The 16,168-nt window shown below is 52.2% G+C and carries 17 protein-coding genes and 1 other RNA gene; 11 read left to right on the forward strand and 7 right to left on the reverse strand.

Features of this window, described 5'->3' with window-relative positions; all coding sequences use genetic code 11:
* Nucleotides 1–298: 298 nt before the first annotated feature.
* Nucleotides 299–505: a hypothetical protein gene (locus tag ACNQ0T_RS08990; protein ID WP_022647855.1), complete on the forward strand. Its 207-nt coding sequence runs from the start codon at nt 299–301 to the stop codon at nt 503–505.
* A gap of 186 nt (nt 506–691) precedes the next feature.
* On the opposite strand, the gene rprA is transcribed toward ACNQ0T_RS08990, so the two are convergent.
* An RNA gene (rprA, locus tag ACNQ0T_RS08995) (antisense sRNA RprA) lies at nt 692–799 on the reverse strand.
* A 209-nt stretch (nt 800–1,008) separates the two neighbouring features.
* On the reverse strand, nt 1,009–2,124 hold the full coding sequence (gene ydiK / locus ACNQ0T_RS09000; protein ID WP_022647856.1) for an AI-2E family transporter YdiK: 1,116 nt from the start codon (nt 2,122–2,124) through the stop codon (nt 1,009–1,011).
* 199 nt (nt 2,125–2,323) lie between these two features.
* Between ydiK and ACNQ0T_RS09005 the strand changes: the two genes are divergently transcribed.
* The 3 genes from ACNQ0T_RS09005 to ACNQ0T_RS09015 all read left to right on the forward strand — a co-directional run bounded on the left by ACNQ0T_RS09005 (nt 2,324) and on the right by ACNQ0T_RS09015 (nt 6,067).
* Complete coding sequence (locus tag ACNQ0T_RS09005) at nt 2,324–5,380, forward strand: FAD-binding and (Fe-S)-binding domain-containing protein (protein WP_417929916.1); 3,057 nt, start codon at nt 2,324–2,326, stop codon at nt 5,378–5,380.
* Nucleotides 5,377–5,787 (forward strand): 1,4-dihydroxy-2-naphthoyl-CoA hydrolase, encoded by a 411-nt coding sequence (menI, locus tag ACNQ0T_RS09010; protein WP_023305978.1) that lies wholly within the window; start codon nt 5,377–5,379, stop codon nt 5,785–5,787. Before ACNQ0T_RS09005 ends, menI begins: the two co-directional genes overlap by 4 nt.
* An 85-nt stretch (nt 5,788–5,872) precedes the next feature.
* Entirely contained in the window at nt 5,873–6,067 is a 195-nt protein-coding gene (locus ACNQ0T_RS09015) for a YdiH family protein (RefSeq protein WP_003857766.1), read from the forward strand.
* 46 nt (nt 6,068–6,113) lie between these two features.
* Here ACNQ0T_RS09015 and ACNQ0T_RS09020 read toward each other — a convergent pair whose 3' ends face one another.
* Together ACNQ0T_RS09020 and ACNQ0T_RS09025 are read right to left on the reverse strand one after the other, a co-directional pair.
* The gene (locus tag ACNQ0T_RS09020; RefSeq protein ID WP_108367686.1) at nt 6,114–6,743 is read right to left on the reverse strand and encodes a helix-turn-helix domain-containing protein; all 630 of its coding nucleotides are present in this window, start codon (nt 6,741–6,743) and stop codon (nt 6,114–6,116) included.
* A gap of 77 nt (nt 6,744–6,820) precedes the next feature.
* Nucleotides 6,821–7,480, reverse strand: a complete 660-nt coding sequence (locus ACNQ0T_RS09025) for a winged helix-turn-helix transcriptional regulator (RefSeq protein ID WP_022647860.1) — start codon at nt 7,478–7,480, stop codon at nt 6,821–6,823.
* A 354-nt stretch (nt 7,481–7,834) separates the two neighbouring features.
* On the opposite strand from ACNQ0T_RS09025, the gene ACNQ0T_RS09030 reads away from it, so the two are divergent.
* From ACNQ0T_RS09030 to fliB, 7 genes are all read left to right on the forward strand, one after another.
* Nucleotides 7,835–8,365, forward strand: coding sequence for a fimbrial protein (locus ACNQ0T_RS09030; RefSeq protein WP_022647861.1), 531 nt, complete (start codon nt 7,835–7,837; stop codon nt 8,363–8,365).
* Between the two features lie 57 nt (nt 8,366–8,422).
* Entirely contained in the window at nt 8,423–9,100 is a 678-nt protein-coding gene (locus ACNQ0T_RS09035) for a molecular chaperone (RefSeq protein ID WP_022647862.1), read from the forward strand.
* A gap of 27 nt (nt 9,101–9,127) precedes the next feature.
* Nucleotides 9,128–11,671: a fimbria/pilus outer membrane usher protein gene (locus ACNQ0T_RS09040; RefSeq protein WP_417929917.1), complete on the forward strand. Its 2,544-nt coding sequence runs from the start codon at nt 9,128–9,130 to the stop codon at nt 11,669–11,671.
* A 1-nt stretch (nt 11,672) separates the two neighbouring features.
* The gene (locus ACNQ0T_RS09045) at nt 11,673–12,620 is read left to right on the forward strand and encodes a fimbrial protein (RefSeq protein ID WP_023299925.1); all 948 of its coding nucleotides are present in this window, start codon (nt 11,673–11,675) and stop codon (nt 12,618–12,620) included.
* Nucleotides 12,621–12,631: 11 nt separating this feature from the next.
* Nucleotides 12,632–13,144, forward strand: a complete 513-nt coding sequence (locus ACNQ0T_RS09050; RefSeq protein ID WP_022647865.1) for a fimbrial protein — start codon at nt 12,632–12,634, stop codon at nt 13,142–13,144.
* A gap of 41 nt (nt 13,145–13,185) precedes the next feature.
* Complete coding sequence (locus tag ACNQ0T_RS09055; RefSeq protein ID WP_058647194.1) at nt 13,186–13,827, forward strand: helix-turn-helix transcriptional regulator; 642 nt, start codon at nt 13,186–13,188, stop codon at nt 13,825–13,827.
* 104 nt (nt 13,828–13,931) lie between these two features.
* A complete protein-coding gene (gene fliB, locus ACNQ0T_RS09060) occupies nt 13,932–15,149 on the forward strand; it encodes a flagellin lysine-N-methylase (protein WP_069596476.1) in 1,218 nt (405 codons plus the stop codon).
* A 67-nt stretch (nt 15,150–15,216) separates the two neighbouring features.
* On the opposite strand, the gene ACNQ0T_RS09065 is transcribed toward fliB, so the two are convergent.
* From ACNQ0T_RS09065 to ycgZ, 3 genes are read right to left on the reverse strand one after another with little or no spacing between them, the layout of a single operon-like run.
* Entirely contained in the window at nt 15,217–15,495 is a 279-nt protein-coding gene (locus ACNQ0T_RS09065; RefSeq protein ID WP_022647868.1) for a biofilm/acid-resistance regulator YmgB/AriR, read from the reverse strand.
* A 29-nt stretch (nt 15,496–15,524) separates the two neighbouring features.
* The gene (locus ACNQ0T_RS09070) at nt 15,525–15,845 is read right to left on the reverse strand and encodes a hypothetical protein (RefSeq protein WP_063148167.1); all 321 of its coding nucleotides are present in this window, start codon (nt 15,843–15,845) and stop codon (nt 15,525–15,527) included.
* A gap of 4 nt (nt 15,846–15,849) precedes the next feature.
* Entirely contained in the window at nt 15,850–16,089 is a 240-nt protein-coding gene (ycgZ, locus tag ACNQ0T_RS09075; RefSeq protein WP_046620268.1) for a regulatory protein YcgZ, read from the reverse strand.
* Nucleotides 16,090–16,168: the final 79 nt, after the last annotated feature.

The following is a 16,168-nucleotide window of genomic DNA, read 5'->3' on the forward strand; positions in this document are numbered from 1 at the left end:
TGAACTTACAAAGCACTAATAACTTAAAAAAATAGTTCGCATAAGAATAGTCTTAGCCGCCTTGCTCTGAGCCTGGAACTGATATAGCTACTCCTCACCGTCTGCTGGTTGCAGGACTGCGCCAGATAGCCTGATAGGTTTGATGAGCTATAAAAGATGAAATTTAAATGAAGATACGGACTCTGTCTGATTTAAGTTCCCTGTGCAACGGCTACATGACAACGCAATGCAGGGAAAACGAAGACCTACAGTGCATAGCGTCAGAACTCAGGATTCAATAAGTAACTGGAGAGGTTAAGTGGTTGTAGATATTTCGGTGTTATTCATCATTCTTTTAATGATTGTGTGCGCCCTGATTTATCGCCTTTCTGTCATGGAAGATAAGTTGTTAGCAATGGAGTTAAGACACGCTACGGAAGTCAACGCAGCGCGTAGAGAAGGGTATATAAACTGCATGAATCTTCATGCTCAGGTTGAAAAAAGTATAAAAGATAAAGCTAAATGATGGCGTTTTTAGGAACGCCAATTGGCTGTTGGTACGAGAAAGATATTCAGTTGATAGTGAAATGGCATATGCTTATGACGAATGGAACTAAACAGTAAAACTCTTTCATCGCTATTCATCCGTCTGTAATGAACGGTTGTTTCGTTTAAAACACGCCTAAATCCTGTGCGCTCAGCATAAGGTAAATAAAAAAAAAGCCCATCGTGGGAGATGGGCAAAGACTACACACAGCAATTCGTTGTTTCACTCAGGGGATTTCCATGCTTATAAATCAAGGTGTTGATTTATAACCGTGTCTTAATAGTAGGCATGCCAACTTTATGAGTCGATCGGATTCGTCTCAATAGTTAAAGGGAGGTAAAGATTTCTTGAAGAGAATGACGGTTTTAGGCATGAAAAGGCGGGTCTGACCAGTGCGCAGAGAATAAATAGTTTAGCAACGTTTAAGTATTCCTGCGAAGAGTGTAGGCCGGGTAAGCGTTAGCGCCACCCGGCAAAGGTTATTACTGCGCGTTCTTATCTTCCAGCTCTTCAAGTTCGCTTAAGATGAGGTCCGGATCGGTTCCGGGTGGCGGCACTTCATGCACCCAGGCAGAGAAGAGACGCCAGGTTACCGCAAGCAGCACCGGACCGATAAACAGGCCAATCATGCCGAAGGCAATCAACCCCCCGATCACCCCGGACAGGATCAGAATCAGCGGCAGATCAGCGCCCATGCGGATGAGGAGAGGACGAATCACGTTATCCATGGTGCCCACCACGCAACTCCAGACCAGCAGCACCGTGCCCCAGGTCGTGTCCCCCGTCCAGTAAAGCCAGATAATGCAGGGAACCAGCACCAGCAGCGGACCAAGCTGTGCCAGACAGGTCATCAGCATGACAACGGTGAAAATGGTGGCATAAGGTACGCCGGAAACCGCCAGCCCGATACCGCCAAGCACCGCCTGCACCAGCGCTGTGACCACCACGCCGAGCGCCACCGCGCGAACGGCCTGGGCTGCCAGCAGCACGGCCGCATCGCCGCGTTTACCTGCCAGCCGGGTGGCGAAATGGCGTACCCCCAGCGCAACCTGCTCGCCGCGCCAGTACAGCAGGGCGCTGAAGACCAGCATCAACGTACAGTGCATCATGAAGCGACCAATATGTGCAGCCTGCCCGACAAACCAGGTGGTGGTTGTGCCGATGTACGGGCGCACTTTGGCCATCAGGGCGCTACCGCCCATCTCCAGCAGGCTGTGCCAGCCGCTGTATAGTTTTGCGCCCACAACAGGAATGCTGTTCAGCCACGCGAGATCCGGCAGCGTCATGTCACCGCTGGTGACCGCGCGAATAACCGGGCCGCTGCTGTCAACCAGGCTGTTAACCAGCAGCGCAATGGGAATAATAAACAGCAGGAACAGCAGCAGCGTCATCACCAGCACGGCAAGGCCGCGGCGACCAAACAGCAGTTTCTGCAAACGTAAGAGTAAAGGCCAGGTTGCGACCACGACGGTCGCGGCCCAGGCAAATCCGAGCACGAAAGGACGAACAATCCACAGACACGCAATAATCATAATGGCTAAGAACAGCACCGACAGCAGTATCTGTGCGACATCCCTGGGCTGACGAAGATTGACCATAAACGAAACTTTCCTTAAATGAACACCAGCAAGGCTGATGGGAATATAAACCGCATCTCTCTAATCATTAGTGATTTCAGCGATTTTTGACAGGCGGATTTTGCCCGTAATTCTACGAAGCACATAAGAAAAAAATGTGATAAAACTTTCCAGACACAACGCAAACGATTTCACACTATTCTCATTAGGGTCGACAGCAATGATCCCACAGATTTCTCAGGCACCGGGCGTCGTTCAACTGGTGCTTAATTTTTTGCAGGCACTGGAGCAACAGGGTTTTACAGGTGATACCGCCACCGATTTTGCCGACAGGCTGACGATGGCAACCGATAACAGTATTTACCAGCTTCTTCCCGATGCTGTCGTTTTTCCGCGCTCTACCGCCGATGTGGCCCTCATCGCCCGTCTGGCGTCGCAGGAGCGTTTCAGCTCCCTGGTCTTTACCCCGCGCGGCGGCGGGACGGGCACCAATGGGCAGGCGCTGAACCAGGGCATCATCGTTGATATGTCCCGCTATATGAATCGCATCATTGAGATCAACCCGGAAGAGGGGTGGGTGCGTGTGGAAGCGGGGGTAATCAAAGATCAGCTGAATCAGTTTTTAAAACCGTATGGCTATTTTTTTGCGCCCGAGCTTTCCACCAGTAACCGCGCAACCCTTGGCGGGATGATCAACACCGATGCCTCAGGGCAGGGCTCGCTGGTCTACGGCAAAACCTCCGATCACGTCATGGGTGTGCGGGCGGTGCTGCTGGGGGGCGATATTCTCGATACCCAGCCGTTGCCGGTCGAACTGGCTGAAACGCTGGCAAAAGAGAGCACCACCAGCGGACGGATTTATCGCACCGTGCTGGAGCGCTGCCGCGAAAATCGCGAACTGATCCTCGACAAATTCCCGAAGCTCAATCGCTTCCTGACGGGCTACGATCTGCGCCATGTCTTTAATGACGATCTGAGCCAGTTCGATCTTACCCGCGTACTGACCGGGTCAGAAGGGACGCTGGCCTTTATCACCGAAGCGCGTCTGGATATCACCCCGCTGCCGAAGGTGCGCCGTCTGGTGAACGTCAAATACAACTCCTTTGACTCCGCGCTGCGTAATGCCCCGTTTATGGTGGAGGCGCGGGCGCTGTCGGTGGAAACCGTTGATTCAAAAGTACTGAACCTGGCCCGGGAAGATATTGTCTGGCATTCGGTGAGCGAACTGATTACCGACGTGCCGGATAAAGAGATGCTCGGTCTGAACATCGTCGAGTTCGCCGGGGATGACGCAGAGCTGATTGAGAGCCAGGTGAGCACGCTCTGCCAGCGTCTGGATGAGCTGATTGCACAGGGGGAAGGCGGCGTCATTGGCTGGCAGCTGTGTAACGACCTCTCCGGCATCGAGCGAATCTACGCGATGCGTAAAAAGGCGGTGGGGCTGCTCGGTAACGCGAAAGGGGCGGCGAAGCCGATTCCCTTTGCGGAAGATACCTGCGTGCCGCCGGAGCATCTGGCGGATTATATTGTGGAGTTTCGTGCGTTGCTCGACAGCCATGGTCTGAGCTATGGCATGTTCGGGCACGTTGACGCGGGTGTGCTACACGTGCGCCCGGCGCTGGACATGTGTGATCCGCAGCAGGAGATCCTGATGAAGGAGATCTCCGACGAGGTCGTGGCCCTTACGGCCAAATATGGCGGTTTGTTATGGGGAGAGCATGGCAAAGGATTCCGCGCCGAGTACAGCCCGGCGTTTTTTGGCGAACAACTCTACGCCGAGCTGCGTAAGGTGAAAGCCGCTTTTGATCCTGATAACCGTCTTAACCCGGGTAAAATCTGCCCGCCAGAGGGCGTTGATGCGCCGATGTTGCAGGTAGACGCCGTCAAGCGCGGCACCTATGACCGACAAATTCCGATTGCGGTACGCGCTTCCTGGCGCGGCGCGATGGAGTGCAACGGCAACGGGCTGTGCTTCAACTTCGATGTGAAAAGCCCGATGTGTCCGTCGATGAAAATCACCAGCAACCGCATCCACTCCCCAAAAGGACGTGCGACGCTGGTGCGCGAATGGCTGCGCCTGCTGGCCGATCGCGGCATTGACCCGCTCAAGCTGGAACAGGAGCTGCCGGAAAAACGCGCCAGCCTGCGCGGGCTCATCGAACGGACCCGCAACAGCTGGCATGCGAATAAAGGCGAATACGATTTCTCGCATGAGGTGAAAGAGGCGATGTCCGGCTGCCTGGCGTGCAAGGCGTGTTCAACCCAGTGCCCGATTAAAATTGACGTGCCGGAATTCCGTTCCCGCTTCCTCCAGCTGTACCACACGCGTTATCTGCGCCCGATGCGCGATCATCTGGTGGCAACGGTGGAGAGTTACGCGCCGCTAATGGCTCGTGCGCCAAAAACCTTTAACTTCTTTATCAATCAGCCGCTGGTGCGCAAACTGTCTGAAAAACATATCGGCATGGTGGATCTGCCGCTGCTGTCGGTGCCATCGCTCCAGCGTCGGCTGGTGGGGCACCGCTCGGCGAACATGACCCTGGAACAACTGGAAGCATTAAGCCCTGAGCAGAAAGCGAAGGTGGTGCTGGTGGTGCAGGATCCGTTTACCAGCTATTACGATGCGCAGGTGGTGGCTGATTTTGTCCGTCTGGCAGAGAAAATTGGCTACCAGCCGGTGGTACTGCCGTTCTCGCCGAACGGCAAGGCGCAGCACATTAAAGGTTTCCTGACCCGCTTCGCGAAAACCGCGCAGAAAACTTCAGATTTCCTGAATCGCGTGGCGCAGCTCGATATGCCAATGGTGGGCGTCGATCCGGCGCTGGTGCTCTGTTACCGGGATGAATATAAGCAGACGCTCGGCGATAAGCGTGGTGATTTTCAGGTCTTACTGGTGCATGAGTGGCTGCCTGCGGTGCTGAAGCAAACGGCCCCTCAGGAGGTCAGCGGAGAATCCTGGTACCTGTTTGGGCACTGTACCGAAGTGACCGCGCTGCCGACGGCGCCTGCCCAATGGGCTTCTATCTTCGCGCGCTTTGGCGCGAAGCTGGAAAGCGTCAGCGTGGGCTGCTGCGGTATGGCCGGAACCTACGGTCATGAAGTCAAAAACCACGCTAACTCGCTCGGCATTTACGAGCTGTCGTGGCACCAGGCAATGCAGCGCCTGCCGCGTAACCGCTGTCTGGCGACGGGCTACTCCTGCCGCAGCCAGGTGAAACGGGTGGAAGGTAACGGCGTTCGCCATCCCTTGCAGGCTTTACTGGAGATTATCGGATGATCTGGAAACGTGCGGTCACTCTGCAGGCCTTAAATGCCATGGGTGCGGAAAACATGGTCGGTTTGCTGGATATCCAGTTTACGCGCATTGGCGATAATGAACTTGAAGCGACGATGCCAGTAGACAGTCGTACTCATCAACCGTTTGGCCTGCTGCACGGCGGTGCGTCCGTCGTGCTGGCCGAAACGCTGGGGTCGGTCGCGGGTTACCTGTGTACGGAAGGGGAGCAGAAGGTGGTCGGGCTGGAGGTCAATGCCAACCACATCCGCTCCGTTCGCAGCGGGCGCGTGCGCGGTGTTTGCCGCGCACTGCACGCCGGAAGTCGTCATCAGGTGTGGCAGATTGATATTCTGGACGAGCAGGATCGCCTGTGTTGTTCATCCAGACTGACGACGGCCGTTGTGTAAAGTTTCCGAATGTCTTGCTTTTGGTCAAAAATTAGCCGTCTGATTGTGATATACTGGTCACGTTTTGAACATAAGCGAGGACATCATGGATACTGAAATAACCCCAACACAGCTGGCAATTGAATATTTACGTCGCGATAAAAGCAATCTGTCTCCGGCGCAGTACCTGAAAAAGCTGAAACAACTTGAGCTGGAATTTACGGATTTGCTGGCGCTCTCTTCAAACGAGCTGAAAGAAGAGATCTACTTTGCCTGGCGGTTGGGCGTTCACGTCCATTGAGCAGTGAAGAAAAGGCCGCCCGCGCGGCCTTTTTTGTGTCTGAAAATCAGTATTTGGCAGGCAGCTTGTTAATTTTAATGAGCCGGCCTTCTTCCATTTCGATGAACCCGCCCGTTTTCAGGTCAGCCAGTATCCGCATTACGCCGCTGCGGGAAAGCCGGGTTTTATCCCGGATGTACCTTTCCGCCGTCACGCTGCGTCGGTAGCTGTCATCTTCCTGCATCAGCATCATGAGCTGCTGACGAATCATCTCGTAAGCCGTTGGCGCACCTTTCGGCATGACGTTATGATAAAGGCGGTTATAGACAAACATCAGATGATTAGAAAGCAGCCCCCATAACGCCTTCTCTTTGATAACTTCTGCCACCCGATCGGTTGCTAGCACGCCGATCAGGCATGGCGTCACCGTTTTGAGATAATCGTTAAAATATATGTCCGTCAGATTAGCGAGACCAAACAGGGCGGGACTGCGCGCGGTGGTAAGCATCATGTCGTCGCTTCTTCTGTATATCGCGATTGTGCCCTCGAGAATTAAATAACACATACTCTGCCCGTTAACCTGGAGATCAAGTTGCTCACCGGGATCGGTTTTATACGTGGCGCAGTGCGGCTGTAAGTGGGAAATCAGTTCCTGGGCATAGGGAGAGCCGCGATGCGATGGTTTGTCAGAAGACATAGCGTTAACCTGGAAAGAGACTGTACTTTCTATAGTGTCGCTCTTATTTTCCACCTTCTCCAGAGATAAAAACAGCCTCAGTACTTGCGGGGTAAGTGATGGATCTCGATTAGCACGCCGCGCTCCATAGTGATGTATTTCCCCGTCCGCAACTCCGCCAGGATCCGCATAATGCCGCTGCGTGAAAGATAGGTGCGGCTTTTGATATAGGCTGCGGCGGTAATGCTTTGTCTTATGGCTTCCGGCTCCTGCATCAGTTCTACCAGCTGAAAGCGGATAATGTCGTAAGCCGACATCTGCGATATCTGGGCACAATGTTCGTAAACGCGCGATGCGGTATAGATCAGCAGGTTCGAGAAGGACTCCCATAAATTCTGTTGTGCGACTACGTGATTAAAACGCTCCAGCGTAACGCTAGCCACCTCTGAAGTTTCCAGCGCTCTGACGTAGAGGTGCTCAGAAGAAAACTGGCTGCTCACGCCGAGTATAAAAGGTGCGGATTCGGAATTTAAGACGATACCGTCACCTCGACGATGCAATGCCACGCTGCCATGTAACAGTAAAAAGCACTGGCGGATATCACCGGAATAATAATGGATGACTTCACCTTTAGCCATGATGCATCTTTCCGTATGCGGCAAAACATTATCGATTATTTTTTCAATGTGCTTAAGAGGCTTAGCGCCAAGCACTGTTGTTATTTCATTGCCTGAAACGGGCGCAATACGGGTGTTCATAAGAGGCCTCATACACTGATGCGATCATTTTTTGATCGACATAAAGAATTATCTTAAAAAACAGTTAGTCAGGGAATATTTTCGTCGAGTCTAATTATAGACTTGCCTATTAATGAGTGTTAATTAGTTGAATTTGAAACATTTTTGACTTAGGTCTAAAAGTAGACCGGGGACTTTATTGTTAAGATATTTCCAAAGTAATTTGTTTTGTTTTTGTTAAAAGAGAGTCTACAGCTAGACCCTAAAATCGATTGTGCGTAGAAAAAGAGTTGTATAAATTTTGATTCGTCGAAAGGGGTTTTATTTCTGCAACTGAATATCGGTAATAAATAAAGTAATACAGGAAAGAGAATTATGAATAAAAAATTGATGATGGCAATGTTAGCGGCAGGTTCTGTACTCACCATGACCAATGCATTTGCAGCGGCAGGTACCGTTAATTTTAACGGAAATATTCTGGATTCTGCCTGCGACGTAGATGTGGCATCTCAGAACCAGGTGGTGGTATTGGGCGATTATTATAAAACGGAATTCCCGACGGCGGGAGCCAGAACGGCTGCGACGCAGTTTAATATTATTTTGAAAAACTGTCCTGTGACGGTCACTAATGCAAAAGTCCGTTTTGACGGTACGCCGGATTTAACCAACGCCAGCCTGCTGGCGATTGATACGTCCGTGGCGGGGGCGGCCACAGGGGTAGCGATTAACCTGATGACTGCAGATAAAGCCGATCTGCCGCTGTACGGCAGCAACAGCTATACCTACGCGCTCAGCAGTACGGCTGATAATACACTGAACTTCTACGCGCAGTATATCTCCACCGCAGCGTCCGTGACCGCGGGCCCGGCTAACTCGGTCGCGAACTTCTCAGTGGTTTACAACTAAGTCATTGGCAGTAATTAGCAGGGGGCTTCCCGGCCCCTTGTTTTATGAGGTATTGAAATGCGTTTTATAACGACAACTGGCCTGGCGATGGCGCTGTTATCGCTGACGTTAACATCCGCCAGTGCTGGAGTAGTTATTGGCGGCACCCGCATTATTTTCGATGGGGCAAAAAAAGAAGCGTCAATAAGTATCACCAATCCTGATGACGTTCCTTATTTAATCCAGTCGTGGATTGATGTTCAGGATGGGCAATCCGGTAAAGCGCCTTTTATTATTACGCCTCCGCTGTATCGGCTGGATGGCGGGCAAAAAAACCTTGAGCGTATTGTCATGACAGGCTCGCTGCCTCAGGGGCAGGAGAGTTTATTCTGGCTGAACATTAAAGCTATTCCATCAGCTTCAAAGCAGATGAACTCGCTGCAAATTGCCGTCAAAACGCGCATTAAACTTATTTATCGGCCAGAGAGCCTTCGTGCGTCTACCCCTGAGGAACAAACCAACAAATTAACCTGGCATCGTGCGGGAAATGCTCTGCAGGTAAATAACCCAACGCCGTACGTTATCAATTTCAATGAAATAACGGTCGGGGGTAAAAAACTTGATGATGTCACGTACGTAATGCCTTCAGGCTCAGTTCGTTTCCCGTTACCGAATGGGACCAATGGCAATACGCTGACGTTTAAAGTCATTAACGATTATGGCAATCCTGGCGAATTACACCGGGCCAGTTTGTGATCACTTTGCATTAATCGGGTGCTCGTCATGACAACGGCATTTAATACAGTGCAGCCTGCGCGCCTGGCAATATTCATTGCCCTCGCGCTTGCGGGTTTCTCTCCCACACTGTGGGCCAGTGAGACGTTTAATACGGAACTGGTAGAACTGGATAATCCCGGAATGGGAAAAGCGGATTTATCTGCCTTTGAATCCGGCTCGCAGGCGCCCGGGACGTACCACGTGGATATTATTCTTGACGAGCGGCTGCTGGAAACGCGGGATATTCGTTTCATGGCCGTGAAGGATGCTAACGGCAGTGAAACGTTGCAGCCGTGCCTGAGTATCAGGCAGTTAAAAGCGTGGGGCGTGAAAACGGCGCTTTTCCCGCAGCTCGACGCCGGGCAAGGAGAATGCGCCGATCTCAAGGCGATTCCACAGGCCAGCGCGGACTTCCAGTTTGGCGCCCAGCGTCTGGCAATCAGCATCCCACAGGCGGCCATAGATCTGCCAGCGAGAGGTTACGTTCCGCCGGAGATGTGGGATGAAGGCATTACCGCGGCCATGCTCAACTACAGCCTGAGCGGCGCGAACAGCCGGGCAAGAAGCGGGGCAGGCACCCGCAGCGACAGTCAGTATGCAAACCTGCGACCGGGGATCAACGTCGGTCCCTGGCGGTTACGCAACTACACCACCTGGTCCCGCGATGCGTCCGGCCAGGATAAGTGGGACAATGTCTATACCTTGATGCAGCGCGCGATTATTCCCCTGCAAGCCCAGCTTACGCTCGGAGACAGTTCCGCCCCTGCCGATGTCTTTGACAGCATGCCTTTTCGCGGCGTCCAGCTGGCGTCCGACGACGATATGCTACCGGATTCCCTGAAAGGCTATGCGCCGGTGGTGCGCGGTATTGCGCGAACTAACGCGCAGGTCGTGGTGCGTCAGAATGGCTATCAAATCTACCAAAGCTATGTGGCGCCGGGCGCGTTTGAGATCGCGGATATGTATCCCACCGGCGGCGCGGGCGATCTTGATGTCACGATCGTCGAAGCCGATGGCAGTGAGCAACATTTCACCCTGCCGTACGCTTCGCTGCCGGTCCTGCAACGGGAGGGGCGCCTGAAATATGCCCTTACCGCCGGGCAGTATCGATCGTATAACCGTAGCGTGGAGAAAACCCCCTTCGGGCAACTGACCGGAATCTACGGCCTCCCTTACGGCCTCACGCTCTATGGCGGCGTTCAGGGGGCAGATAAGTACCAGTCGGCGGCTCTGGGGGTGGGCAAGAACATGGGCGTTCTCGGGGCGATATCCGCAGACCTCACCCAGGGCTGGTCAACGCCGGAGCATGCCGCGAAAACAAGCGGTCAGTCGTGGCGGGCCCGATACAGCAAGAATTTTATTAATTCCGGGACGAACTTTTCGATTGCCGGGTATCGCTACTCGACCCGCGGCTATTACGGGATGCAGGAGGTCCTCGATTCGTACGGCGACAGCAGCGCGCTTCAGGACAGGCGACGTAACCGTGCCGAGCTGACAATGAGCCAGACGCTGGGGGACAACCTGGGCGCGCTCACCCTCAGTGCGGCGCAGGAAGATTACTGGAATGACGGTAAGTCGATGGCTTCGTGGAGCGTCGGCTATAGCAACTACTGGCACAACATCAGCTATGGCCTGACATGGACCTACAGCAAAAATGTCCGCTCAGCGTCAGAAACCCGCGACAACCAAAAAAACGCTGTTCACGACCAGCTTCTGGCGTTCAACATCAGCATTCCGCTGGATAAATTTTTGCCGCAGACATGGGCGAACTATGGCATGAACGCCAGCAGGAATAACGGGACGACACACAGCATCGGTCTGAACGGGGTGGCACTCGAAAACCGAGCCCTGAACTGGAACGTGCAGCAGGGATACGGCACAGAGGGCGTGGGCTATACCGGCAACGTTAACGCGGACTACAGAGGCACCTATGGCGAAGCCACGGCGGGGTATGGTTATGACAAAAACAGTGAACGCCTGAATTACGGGCTACAAGGCGGCATCCTCGCCCATGCTGATGGCATCACGCTTTCTCAGCCGCTGGGGGAGACCAACGCCTTAATTAAAGCGCCTGGCGCCCACGGCGTGGATATCCGCAATCAGCCCGGTGTACGGACAGATTTTCGCGGTTATACGGTCGTGAGCAACCTTTCGGTCTACCGAAAAAACGATCTCACTCTCGATCCGGAAAATATGCCGGAGGATGTCGAACTGGAGATCAACACCCGCACGGTGACGCCGACGCGGGGAGCGGTGGTGAGAGCCGATTATTTGCCGAAGTCAGGTCGCCGGGTGCTGATGACCTTGACCGACAACGAACGCGCCGTTCCGTTTGGGGCGGTGGTCACCCTTGTCGGTGATGAGAGCAGCAGTTTTATTGTGGGCGATCGCGGTCAGGTTTATTTAACCGGTATGCGCGAGGAGGGGACGTTAGTCGCGACATGGGGGAGTCAGCCCAGCCAGCAATGCCGCGCTGATTTCAGCCTGCCGACACACTCAACATTCGGTGGGATCGCTGACATGCGCGCCTCCTGCCGTCAGGAACGTTAACATGAAATGGCTTATCGTGATTTTGCTTCTCTGTTTGCTCGCGGCGGGAAACCTCGCCCGTGCCGGTACGTGCACCACCATCACGCCGCAGCTGTCAACCCTGTCCGTGGGGACGATTAACGTGCAGCGTGATGCGCCTGTCGGCACGGTGGTCTTTTCCGGCGCGGCGACAGCCACCGGTTCCTATCTTACTGGATGTGCTAATCCGCTGATGCTGGGATTCAGCATGCGCTACAACAGCGCCACGTTGAGCAGCTACGGCAATCATGTTTACAACACTAACGTCAGCGGGATAGGCATACGCTTTTCCTCTAACGCCTATTTTGAAAACCCGAGCAATACGTTCTCGTACAATGCGCAGACCTCCTATGTCGACTGGTATGGCGGGAGGATTGAGCTGGTGGTGACTGGCCCGGTCTCATCGGGGGCGTTAACCCCGGGGGCGATCGGCGTCGTGACGCTTCAGGGGAGCGACGGCATCTATCGTGACGGCCTGACCACGCAGCTCACCGCCGGAACCATTAATGCCATGGCGTGCACGGTGAATACGTCACAGCTGACGTTTCCGATCGGGGATATCCCCGCCTCGGCGTTCGGCAACGTGGTGGGCACCACGCCAGCGGGAGCACAGAATACGCAAAACCTGGGCTTAACCTGCGCCGCCGGAACCAATATTACGGTCTCGCTCAGTGGAATACAGAATCCGGACAGCGCCAATACCAGCGTGATGGCCTTAACCGGGCAGGGAAATGCCGGCACCGCAAAAGGGGTTGGGGTGCAGCTTATCTATAACGGTGTGCCGCTGGTGATGAACAGCCGACTATTCTTGCGGCAGTCTGCCGGTGGGCAAGAGACATTGCCGTTAACGGCCCGATATTACCAGACGTTGAACCGCGTGGAGTCAGGTTCAGCAAATGCCTCCGCCACCCTTAATTTGACCTATCAGTAGCAGGTACGAAGATGAAAATAATATACGGGACACTGCTGTTACTGGCTTTACTCAGCGGGAAGGCTTTCACCGCTGATAGCGTCAACATTGGTGTGACGGGAAATATCGTTGCGTCGCCGTGCATATTTAATGGCGGGAGTAACAGCCTCGATGTCAATCTGGGCAATATTCAGGCAACCAATATGGCGACGCCGGGCTCAACATCGGATCCGGTGCCATTTAGTCTGCTGTTCACCCAGTGCCCAACGGGAACGCAAAGTGTGACCGTCTCTTTTACCGGCAGCCCCGATCCCGCGGCGGGCGCGGACTATTTTATGAACAGCGGTTCGGCCACGCACGTGGCGATAGCCATGCGCGATGCCCAAACGGGTACGCTTAAAGGAACAGGCTCTGGCATGACTCAAACTATTGGTGCCGACAGAACCGCGACAATGGCTATGCAGGCCTCGGTTAAATCCGTGACGGGTGGCGTCACGCCGGGAAGCATCAGTGCAGTTGTGGTGATGACGATGCAGTACAACTGAGCGCCGGTGATATGCCTTTTTTAAAGACGTTGGTATGAGCTATGTTAAATATTCTGATTCAGGAAACCGATCTATTTTTTCAGGCTGGGCTACATGAATTTTTCGAGGATTTTTTTAAACATAACTTTCATCGTGCCATCACATTTAACCTGGCGCTGACCCATGAAAACGTCAGTCAGGCCGATATTATTGTCCTGTCATTATGCCAGGGTGAAACACTGACCTGTTTTCCCGAGTTACTCGCCCGGCAAAAAGGGATTGTGCTAGGGTTTGTCGACGATGAACTGCGCTTTTCGGCGTTGCCCTCCTGCTTTCAGGACATTATTTTTCTCCCTCGCCGTGCATCGCTTGATCGTATCAGTGGCGTACTGTTTATCGCGTGGTTCAGGACGCAATTACCGGGTTACACATGGACTAAACATAACTGCTTCGACTGCCAGCATAAAGGGTTATCCCGGCAACAAATTCGTATTCTGGTCAATTTTTACCGAGGGCTGTCGGTAGTGCAGACCGCTCAGGCGCTGGAGATGAGCCAGAAAACGGTCTTTACCCATAAATATATGCTGATGCAAAAATTTAATCTGCGAAGCGATTACGAGCTGATCGTACTATTGAGAAGGCTGATGGAGAAAAAGAGCCGTCCGAACCTGCTTCGCGATTACCTTGAAAATAACCAGGCCTGATGGGGTAATTTCCGAATAGCCTACGCTTTTGCTGAGTTATGTGGCTATCGAATGTGGGCAGAACAATGGTATTTTCATTTGCTTTAGATGAAGATTAATTCGCTATGCAAATTCATAAAACCATCAAGCCGATTTTCGTGAGAAATTTTCAGTGTGTTGGGCCGGAGTGCTTAATGTCCTGTTGTCGTGGATGGACTATTTCCATCGATAAGAAAACACATGGGAAGTATATTTCCTCAACGAATACGGAAATCTCTCGTCTTGCAAAAGAGAACCTTATTCCACTGCAGAAGGGGAAAAACAGTTACTCAAGAGTGAAGTTAAATGAGGAAGGCAATTGTCCATTTATCGACGAAGATAAACTTTGCCTGATACATCGCGAGTTAGGTGAAAGCGCGCTGTCCCATACCTGTAGCACCTATCCGCGCGGTTCAACGCGTTACGAAGAAGAAACCCGGCATACAATGACGCTTTCATGCCCGGAGGTGGCCAGGTTAGTGCTTTTCGACCCTGATGCCATGCTCCTCCAGGAGGAGGAATCGTTACGGGCAGTATACAAAACCAACCTTATAGGTCGTCGTCAGTCTATGTCTGAAGTCGATCGGGTTATCCACCTGTTTGCCTGGAATATCATTCGGTCTCCGTCACGTAACGTTGAAGAAAACTTGATGGCGTTGGCTCATTTTATTGTATGCCTGCAACATGTTGATTTTGATCTGCATAATAAGCTTAACCAGGTAGAAGACTATTATGAAATGCTGATGGCCGATCTGAGAAATGGTCATTCTCTGTTAAAGACAACTAATATAGGTCGTTCAAACGCCATGAAGTATCTGGCGTTATCTGTCATGGGGTCTACTGTTGCTCGCTTTTCTGCGAGGGAAGAAATCATTCTAAGTGGACATAGAGCTATTGCGGACTATCTGGATTTCAATCAGCATCATGACCCTTTGGAACTGGATAAAAAATTTGACGCCCTCACTCAGCAATGGCATTCGCTTTGTGAAGATAGCTGTTTATCCGAACCGCATGTTTTACGGAACTACCTTTTATACAAATTATATAGCAGTTACTTCCCTGGCAATACGCGTGCCACCATCCTGCGTCAGTTTTATCGCATTGTTCTGGATTTTTTCTATCTGAAAATATTCCTGAGCGTGAAGGCGAGTCAGGAAGAGATTCATCCGCATACCCTAATGAAAACTATCGCAGGTTTCTCAGAAAAGACGATGCATAACTCAAGCATTGATGCGCGACTGGATAACGCGATTGATAAAATCAACGGCGGCGACGATTTGTCTTGTCTGCTGCTTATTGGCTAGAGCATTACGGATAAGAGGCTCGCTCTGCGAGCCTTCAGGATATGGAATCAGGGACAAAGAGAGAAAATTAAAGATCGTCCATAGTATAACCGACAACAATTTCCAGCGTCTTGCGGATCACATCCGCCTTAACGACATCGTCGGTGGTTTCCAGCGTCTGGATCAGCCAGAGAATGATCGCTTTGTTGGTCAGATGACCTTCAGAAGCGAGAACACAACGAACCGCAGTCGAAAAAATGGCAGACTCTTCAGCAAAGCGATCGCCTGCGTGACGGAAATACTCCGACAACGCGCTATCTAAAAAGGCGGAGTGGTATTCGGGTTGAAGCTGAATATTTTGTCTCATTTGTTCTCACCGTTGCTGTAAAGTTGTAGTCAATGCATCTTTTTGGGATCGGACGGTTTTCCATTTCCAAATAACGGCACTACATTTTCTCGATTATTTTTGAGAGATCCCTCTCTCTGTATTCGTCCTTGTGCGGTTCTGCGACCTTTAAAAGCGACCGTGCCTGTGCTGATTTCAGCTATCACCCTCGCTAATGTCTCCCGCCGCTGGGGATCCGTCTCACAGGCTTGCATGTTACGCAGACGCTGAACCAATCCCTCGGTCGTCACGGGACCTCGCTCCTTCAAAAGTGAAAGAGCGGCTTCTCCAATGAGCTGGTCGATCAGTCTGTCCGCATCACTGCTATTCATAACATTAACGTTCGAAGAGCAGACCAAGAAGCAGGTGATAATGATGTTCCTCTTCCGGACCATTGGCCCTTTCAAGGCGACTCAACAGTTTTGTGCAGAGCGATTTGCGATTCAGATTCCGCCCATCGCTAAGGATTTCAACAACAACCTGACCCAGGGTTTCCTGTTGGGTTGGAAGCGCGGCTTTATCGAAGTACTGCGCAATCGCTGTTGCTGAGTCTGCGACGTATCCGTTCTGCTGCATGTTTCGCTCCTGTAAAATTCTGTAATCAGTAACGTTACATTTAAGGTATACATAATTTTCAAATCTGTACATTTAAAAT

Source organism: Enterobacter cloacae complex sp.6700776 (assembly GCF_048284255.1).
GTDB lineage: Bacteria > Pseudomonadota > Gammaproteobacteria > Enterobacterales > Enterobacteriaceae > Enterobacter > Enterobacter intestinihominis.

Bases quoted from the DNA above. Each gene is read 5' to 3' on its own strand.
- ydiK (WP_022647856.1), bottom strand. From the start codon at position 2,124: ATGGTCAATCTTCGTCAGCCCAGGGATGTCGCACAGATACTGCTGTCG.
- ACNQ0T_RS09005 (WP_417929916.1), top strand. From the start codon at position 2,324: ATGATCCCACAGATTTCTCAGGCACCGGGCGTCGTTCAACTGGTGCTT.
- menI (WP_023305978.1), top strand. From the start codon at position 5,377: ATGATCTGGAAACGTGCGGTCACTCTGCAGGCCTTAAATGCCATGGGT.
- ACNQ0T_RS09015 (WP_003857766.1), top strand. From the start codon at position 5,873: ATGGATACTGAAATAACCCCAACACAGCTGGCAATTGAATATTTACGT.
- ACNQ0T_RS09020 (WP_108367686.1), bottom strand. From the start codon at position 6,743: ATGTCTTCTGACAAACCATCGCATCGCGGCTCTCCCTATGCCCAGGAA.
- ACNQ0T_RS09025 (WP_022647860.1), bottom strand. From the start codon at position 7,480: ATGAACACCCGTATTGCGCCCGTTTCAGGCAATGAAATAACAACAGTG.
- ACNQ0T_RS09030 (WP_022647861.1), top strand. From the start codon at position 7,835: ATGAATAAAAAATTGATGATGGCAATGTTAGCGGCAGGTTCTGTACTC.
- ACNQ0T_RS09035 (WP_022647862.1), top strand. From the start codon at position 8,423: ATGCGTTTTATAACGACAACTGGCCTGGCGATGGCGCTGTTATCGCTG.
- ACNQ0T_RS09040 (WP_417929917.1), top strand. From the start codon at position 9,128: ATGACAACGGCATTTAATACAGTGCAGCCTGCGCGCCTGGCAATATTC.
- ACNQ0T_RS09045 (WP_023299925.1), top strand. From the start codon at position 11,673: ATGAAATGGCTTATCGTGATTTTGCTTCTCTGTTTGCTCGCGGCGGGA.
- ACNQ0T_RS09050 (WP_022647865.1), top strand. From the start codon at position 12,632: ATGAAAATAATATACGGGACACTGCTGTTACTGGCTTTACTCAGCGGG.
- ACNQ0T_RS09055 (WP_058647194.1), top strand. From the start codon at position 13,186: ATGTTAAATATTCTGATTCAGGAAACCGATCTATTTTTTCAGGCTGGG.
- fliB (WP_069596476.1), top strand. From the start codon at position 13,932: ATGCAAATTCATAAAACCATCAAGCCGATTTTCGTGAGAAATTTTCAG.
- ACNQ0T_RS09065 (WP_022647868.1), bottom strand. From the start codon at position 15,495: ATGAGACAAAATATTCAGCTTCAACCCGAATACCACTCCGCCTTTTTA.
- ACNQ0T_RS09070 (WP_063148167.1), bottom strand. From the start codon at position 15,845: ATGAATAGCAGTGATGCGGACAGACTGATCGACCAGCTCATTGGAGAA.
- ycgZ (WP_046620268.1), bottom strand. From the start codon at position 16,089: ATGCAGCAGAACGGATACGTCGCAGACTCAGCAACAGCGATTGCGCAG.